General features: G+C 62.4%; 8 protein-coding genes. 5 read left to right on the forward strand and 3 right to left on the reverse strand.

Annotated elements, in window-relative coordinates; translation table 11 throughout:
* Positions 1 to 243, reverse strand: a 243-nt coding sequence (locus UP10_RS27340) for a transposase (RefSeq protein WP_502692175.1), incomplete at its 3' end; no start/stop codon positions are given.
* A 221-nt stretch (positions 244 to 464) separates the two neighbouring features.
* On the opposite strand from UP10_RS27340, the gene UP10_RS27345 reads away from it, so the two are divergent.
* The 5 genes from UP10_RS27345 (at position 465) to UP10_RS27365 (ending at position 5461) form a co-directional block, all read left to right on the forward strand.
* Positions 465 to 1871, forward strand: coding sequence for an adenylate/guanylate cyclase domain-containing protein (locus tag UP10_RS27345; RefSeq protein ID WP_044590335.1), 1407 nt, complete (start codon positions 465 to 467; stop codon positions 1869 to 1871).
* Positions 1872 to 1890: 19 nt separating this feature from the next.
* On the forward strand, positions 1891 to 2541 hold the full coding sequence (locus tag UP10_RS27350; protein ID WP_044590336.1) for an FMN-binding negative transcriptional regulator: 651 nt from the start codon (positions 1891 to 1893) through the stop codon (positions 2539 to 2541).
* 470 nt (positions 2542 to 3011) lie between these two features.
* Positions 3012 to 3272, forward strand: a complete 261-nt coding sequence (locus tag UP10_RS27355) for a PepSY domain-containing protein (protein ID WP_044590337.1) — start codon at positions 3012 to 3014, stop codon at positions 3270 to 3272.
* Positions 3273 to 3357: 85 nt separating this feature from the next.
* Complete coding sequence (locus tag UP10_RS27360) at positions 3358 to 4080, forward strand: ROK family protein (RefSeq protein ID WP_044590338.1); 723 nt, start codon at positions 3358 to 3360, stop codon at positions 4078 to 4080.
* 97 nt (positions 4081 to 4177) lie between these two features.
* A complete protein-coding gene (locus UP10_RS27365; RefSeq protein ID WP_044590339.1) occupies positions 4178 to 5461 on the forward strand; it encodes a cystathionine gamma-synthase family protein in 1284 nt (427 codons plus the stop codon).
* Between the two features lie 517 nt (positions 5462 to 5978).
* On the opposite strand, the gene UP10_RS46510 is transcribed toward UP10_RS27365, so the two are convergent.
* Together UP10_RS46510 and UP10_RS43285 are read right to left on the reverse strand one after the other, a co-directional pair.
* Positions 5979 to 6278: a hypothetical protein gene (locus UP10_RS46510; protein WP_044590341.1), complete on the reverse strand. Its 300-nt coding sequence runs from the start codon at positions 6276 to 6278 to the stop codon at positions 5979 to 5981.
* A gap of 230 nt (positions 6279 to 6508) precedes the next feature.
* Positions 6509 to 6816 (reverse strand): transposase (locus UP10_RS43285; protein WP_156179577.1); only part of this gene is annotated, 308 nt, incomplete at its 5' end.

Genomic DNA, 6816 nt, shown 5'->3' on the forward strand with positions numbered 1-6816 from the left:
CCGACGGCTCGCCCGCACCCGGTGCAAATAGCCGTAAATGTAAAGCTTCAGCAGGTCGCCCGGCGCATAGGGCGGCCGACCCAGTTCCTCGGCCGCAGCCTTCGAAAATCCCAACTCCGCAAGAGCCAGCGTATCTACAAACGCATCGATCACCCGAACCGGATCGTCGCGCCCCACCACCTCGTCAAGAACCTCAGGAAAAAGCGTCGTTTGATACCGCGACTGGCCCGTCACATGCGCCATCATAACCTCGAATCAAAGCCCGATCCCGACAACAATAGCCGATCAGGTTTTCACACAGCCTGTTCCGCCAGGACGACATCGAGTTTGTTGCGAGCGTACCGGCGGCAGGGTTCCAGCGTGCTCACCTTACGCGATGGCGGCAGGTGGCAGCTTGCCAGCTCTACGCACAGTTGATGGTTGCGCACACTTCCGCCGCTTTGCCTTTCATGTAACATGGCTGTATGAGCGAAATCGAAACCTTGTTTGGCGCGCTACGCCAGTCGGTCGACGATGGCGTCGTCGACATGCTCGAGCGCAGGGTGCGGGATGCGCCGGATCATGCCCTCAACAGGATGAACCCGCTCGATCTCGCGGCCAAATCTGGCCTCGACGAGGAGCGCGTGATCGCCGGGCTGCTGCATGCCGTCGGGCTCGGCATGCTGGAGATGACATGGAGCGTGATGTGCCCGAGCTGCGCCGGCGTGCTCTCCGCCAACAAGAGTCTGAAGACGCTGAACAGCACGCAATACACCTGCGGGTTCTGCGCCGCGGGCTATGAGACGACGCTCGACAATCTGGTCGAGGTGACCTTCACGGTCAGCCCGCGTCTGCGCAAGATCGCGGCGCATCGCCCCGACCTGTTGTCCGTCGCCGACTATTATCGGCAGGTGTTCTGGAGTTCGGCGATCGATCTTCCCGATGATCTGGAGAAGGTGCTGCGGGACGTCACGCTCGAGACCGTCGACCTGCCGCCGGGGGAGCGGGCGATCCTGTCCCTGAACGTGCCTGTTGGCACGCTGATCCTGTTCGACCCGGTGACGCATGCGGCGCAATTCCTTGACGTCAGGGGCGAGGAGGCGCGCGAGCGCCAGAACCTCGCCGTGACCTTCAACAAGATCCAGCTGGCCGTCGACACCGTTGCCTTGCGCCCCGGACCGCTGCGGCTGACCCTGGAAAACCGCACCGACAATCGGGTGTTGCCGGCAGTGTGGGTGGCGAGCCAGGCGCTGGACGATCTGCTGACGCGGCGCAAGCCCTTCCTCACCGCAAAGCGCCTGCTCACCAACCAGACTTTTCGCGATCTCTACCGGACCGACACGCTCGCCATCGGCCAGCGCCTCAAGATCCTGAGCCTGACGTTCCTGTTCTCTGACCTCAAGGACTCCACCGCGCTCTATGAGCATGTCGGCGATCTCGTCGCCTTCGATCTCGTCAATGAGCATTTCAGGCTGCTGCAGGAGATCATCGCCTCCGAACGGGGCGCCATCGTCAAGACCATCGGCGATGCCGTGATGGCGACCTTCGAGACCCCCGACCGCGCCATTGCAGCCGCGATCCGTATGCGCGAGGCGATGAGCGATCTCGGCGCCGAGCGCCAGCATCAAAGCCTGCGCCTGAAGATGGGCATCCACGAAGGCTCCTGCCTTGCGGTCACCCTCAACGGCCAGCAGGACTATTTCGGCCAGACCGTCAACGTCGCCTCGCGCGTCCAGGGCCTCGCTGCCTCGCGTTCGATCGTGGTGACGGAATCAGTTGTGGAGAATGCCGAGACCAGGACGCTGCTCGAGGCCAACGGGCTGACGCCTGTGCGCAAAACCGTGGCGCTGAGCGGCATCGCGGACAAGGTGTCGGTCTACGAGATATCCTGAACCCGTCCGAGCGCCCGCCATGCACATCCTCCGCCCCCAATTCCGCATCGAGGAGCAACGCGCACTGGCGTTTGCAGCGGAACGCGGCTTCGGCGTCATCGTCGCCACGGATGCGCGCGGCCCGCGCGCCTCGCATGTGCCGTTCGTGGTCGAGCGGCGCGACAGCAGCGTGATCGTCCAGATCCATCTCACTGCGAAGAATCCACTGGTCGAGCTTGCCGATGGCAGCAGGCGATTCCTGCTGATCGTCTCCGGCGACGACGCCTATGTCTCCAACGACTGGTACGCCTCGCGCGACAACGTCTCGACCTGGCTTTACGAGGCGGTGCATCTAAACGGTGTCGCGTATCTGCGCGAGCGCGACGAAAACCGTGGCCATGGCGATGCGTTGCTCAGCGTGTCCGAGGCGCGGCTGCCGAAGCAACCCTGGGATCTCGCGCAGATGGAGCCGGAAAAACGCGAGAGCATGCTGTCGGGGATCCGGGTGATCGATCTCGTCGTCGACGAGATCGAGGGGCAGTCAAAACTCAATCAGCACAAGAGCGATGCGGATCACGCCGCGGTCGCCAATCGGTTGACGCGCGCGGAGGAGACAGGGCACCGGCGGCTGGCGGAGAAGATGCGGGCGTTGCGGCCGGAGCTTGGGTACGAGCCTCAGCGCGATGATTAGATCGATGACCTCGACGCAAACGCGTTGTTAAGAGTTGCTCCGCGCTGATTTTCTCGATTCCGATTCGTTCTTTGCGAACAAAATGGAGTCGGATGGGGAACGTGTCATGCTCCGCAATGAGAATCCTGTAGCCCGGATGAAGCCAACGGGTCGCGCGAATGCGCGCCCGATGACAGGCTCCACGAAATCCGGGAATCTCAACGGGTGGGAAGTGCCCCGGATTGCGCTGCGCTCCATCCGGGCTACGGACCACGACGGACGGATTCGAAAACCTGTCGTTAAGCTTTGCTCCGCGCCGATTTGTCCGATTCCGATTCGTTCTTTGCGAACAAAGTGGAGTCGGATGGGGAACAAAGCTGCGGCGATACCGTGTCAGGATCGCCACCAAATCGCCGCGACATCCGATCTGCTTTGCCGGAACACATTGTGCCTCTCGCTCGTTCTCTACGGCTGACAGACAGGAGTGATCCATGCGAAAATTCATCCTTCCCATCGTCGCAGCCCTCGCGCTTGGCGCGGCGACGCCGGCCATGGCGTACGATTCCGGTGACCAGATGTCGATGCAGGCCGCGATCGGCGTGGCCAACCAGCTCGGCCTCATGACGGTGTCGCACACCGAGTTCCTCGGCGACGAGTGGGAGATCGAGGGCCGCGACGGCCTCGGCCGCTGGATGAAGGTCGATGTCGATGCGCAGACCGGCGAGGTGCGCAACGTCGATCGCAGCTGGTAATCGCGTTCGCTAAGCCCCGCGTTTTTCGCTTGCCATGCCGCGGGCGCGCATCTTTGATGCGCTCCCTCGATCAGCGGCGTGAAACATGGCCAAGAAAGCGAAGAAGACCAGGAAGCGGACATCCGGACGAACGGTCCTGTCGATTGACATCGGCGGCTCCCACGTCAAGGTCATGACCGACAAGGAGCGCGTCAGGCGCGAATTCGAGTCCGGTCCTGATCTTACCGCCAAGGACATGGTGAAGAAGGTCCAGGACCTGACAAAAGACTGGTCCTACGACGTCATCTCGATCGGATATCCCGGGCCCGTGGTCCACAACCGCCCCTTGAGGGAGCCCTACAATCTTGGCCGCGGCTGGGCCGGCTTCGACTTCGAGGAGGCGTTCGGCCGCCCGACCAAGGTCGTCAACGACGCGCTGATGCAGGCGATCGGCAGTTACCAGGGCGGCCGCATGCTGTTCCTCGGCCTCGGCACCGGCCTGGGATCAGCGATGATCGTGGACGGCATCTTTGAGCCGATGGAACTCGGCCATTTGCCGTACCGCAAGGGCAAGACTTTCGAGGACTATGTCGGCGCCGCCGGCCTCAAGCGCCTCGGCAAGACAAAATGGCGCAGCTACGTCGACGACGTCATCGCGCGCCTGTTCGCCGCGCTGGAGCCTGACTACGTCGTGCTCGGCGGTGGCAACGCCGAGAACGTCGACAAGCCGCCGAAGAAGGTGCGGTTTGGTGACAACGCGAACGCGTTTGAGGGCGGGTTTCGGTTGTGGGCGAGGGATGGGACTAAATCGACCCGCCTGCGCCAATAACGCGTCAAGCGGATCGGGCAAAGCTGGACTATGCTTGCGCTGACGAGTCCGGGAATCGCCGCTGATGCGGCGTTCCCTCAAGCCAAGGAGACCGGCCGTGGTGAAACCGTTTCCATCAAAGACCCATATCGGCAATCACACGCTGCATCCGGAAACCCTGATGCTGAACTACGGCTACGATCCGCAGCTGTCGGAAGGCGCTGTCAAGCCGCCGGTGTTCCTGACCTCGACCTTCGTGTTCCGGACCGCCGAGGACGGCAAGGACTTCTTCGATTTCGTCTCGGGCCGGCGCGAGCCTCCGGAAGGGATGGGGGCTGGCCTGGTCTATTCGCGCTTCAATCATCCCAACAGCGAGATCGTCGAAGACCGGCTCGCGATCTATGAGCGCACCGAGAGCTGCGCGCTGTTCTCGTCCGGCATGTCGGCGATCGCGACGACGGTGCTCGCCTTCGCGCGCCCCGGCGATGTGATCCTGCATTCCCAGCCGCTCTACGGCGGAACGGAAACACTGTTCACCAGGACGCTGGCGGGTTTCTCGATAAGCGCGGTGGGCTTTGCCGACGGCATTGACGAGGGCGTCGTCCGCGCGGCCGCGGAAGAGGCGATGGGCAAGGGCCGTGTCGCGATGATCTTCATCGAAACGCCCGCCAATCCGACCAACGGCCTGGTCGATATCGCGCTGGTCAGGCGCGTGGCCGACATGATCGGCAGGACGCAGGGGCATACGCCCGTGATCGCCTGCGACAACACGCTGCTCGGGCCGGTGTTTCAGCGGCCGATCGAGCATGGCGCCGATCTGTCGCTCTACTCGCTGACCAAATATGTCGGCGGCCATTCCGACCTGATCGCCGGTGCCGCGCTCGGTTCAAAAAAACTGATGAAGGACGTCAAGGCCCTGCGCGGCGCGATCGGCACGCAGCTCGATCCGCATACCTGCTGGATGATCAGCCGTTCGCTCGAAACGCTCAGCCTGCGCATGGAACGGGCCGACCGCAACGCGCGGATCGTGGCCGACTATCTGCGCGACCATCCCAAAGTGGCCAAGGTTCACGATCTGGCCCACCACGACCCGGCGTCCCCCGCCGGCCGCGTGTTCGCGAGCCAATGCAGCGGCGCCGGCTCGACGTTCTCGTTCGACATCGTCGGCGGTCAGCTTGCCGCGGAAAAATTCCTCAATAGCTTGCAGATATTCAAGCTGGCGGTAAGCCTCGGCGGCACCGAGTCGCTCGCGAGCCTGCCCGCCACGATGACCCACTCCGGCGTTCCCGCCGAGATCCGGCAGAAGATTGGCGTGCTTGACTCCACGATCCGGCTGTCGATCGGGATCGAGCATCCGTCGGATCTGGTGGCCGACATCGCGCAGGCGTTGAGCGCGGTGTGAAGGAGTAGCCCGGATGAAGCGCAGCGAAATCCGGGAAGGTCCTTCCGCGGAGAGAGCTGCCCCGGATTGCGCTTCGCTTCATCCGGGCTACGCAAAGCGCCCTGCACATCAAAGCAACAATTCAGCAATAACAATTTGCACGGCGACTATATTGATACGATCTGTATCTGACGCTGAAACAGCAACAGACTGAAAACATCGGATGCCGGCCTGGAAGGTTTGGTTAACGTGACTCACCTTCACTCCTCGCGGGGCTTAAAATCGCGAAGGGGCATCAGATGAGCATCTCATCAGCCACAACGGCATCTAGTTCTTATTCACCGCTCGACCGACTCCAGCAGGAGCTTGCAAAGGAAGTCTCGAGCGGCCAGATCTCGTCGACCGACGAAAGCGCGTTGTCATCGGCACTCGACGATATCGACTCTGCGATGAAGAGTGGCGCGAGCAGCGCGTCGTCGGGCAGCAGCGGAAGCCCTCCGTCGCCGGACGCCATGCAGTCCAAGATCAATGACCTGATTCAGAATGAAGTTTCCGGCGGGAAGCTGACGTCCGACCAGGCCAGCGAGTTGAAGAACGTCTTTGCTAACGCATTCTCCGGCGGCCCCGGATCGTCGGCAGACAGCAGCGGCAGCTCAACCGGCAGCGGCACGTCAACCAGCAGCGACTCCTCGTCAAGCACGTCGTCTTCGTCGGACACCGACAAATTGCTCGAGGAGTTGCTCCAGGCTCTCCAGAGCTCGATGGGCCAGGGCGCCTCGTCGTACAACGGGAGCGGCTCCTCGTCGTCAACTGCGGCGAATACGTCGTTGGTGGTCAACTACACGACCTAAGCTCGGTACCAAGTAGGGCGGGTTAGCGCAGCGTAACCCGCCGACTGGGCCGCGGAGAACGGCGGATTACGCCTTCGGCTAATCTTACTGCGTCATGAGTTTTCATCGTCGTCCGCCTGCTGCGATGGCGCCACAACATGGACATCGCGGCAAGGTTTTGATGATCGCTCGGATCAGGCGTAGACGCATGGTTGCGATCGAGTTGGGGGTGTGGCGTTCAGGCCGCGATGGCGGATCCTCTGGGTCGGTAATTGTCGGGTAAGCGAGGTGTCTGGAACGGCGTGGCAGAACGAGGTCCTGAGGGGGGAATCGTCGCCCGCTCGGCGATCAGGAATCCGTAAGCTGCAATGCAAAGCGTGGCGTGATGGTGGAAGCCGAGCCATCCGCGGCCCTCATAGTGACCGAGCCCGACCTCTTGTTTGAGCTCCTGATAGTCGCGCTCGATGCGCCAGCGCAGCTTGGCAAGATCGACGAGTTCGCGGAAGCCGATATTGGCTGGCAGCGTCGATAGCCAATACTTGGTCG

This window comes from Bradyrhizobium sp. LTSPM299 (assembly GCF_000938235.1).
In the GTDB taxonomy this organism is placed as follows: domain Bacteria; phylum Pseudomonadota; class Alphaproteobacteria; order Rhizobiales; family Xanthobacteraceae; genus Bradyrhizobium.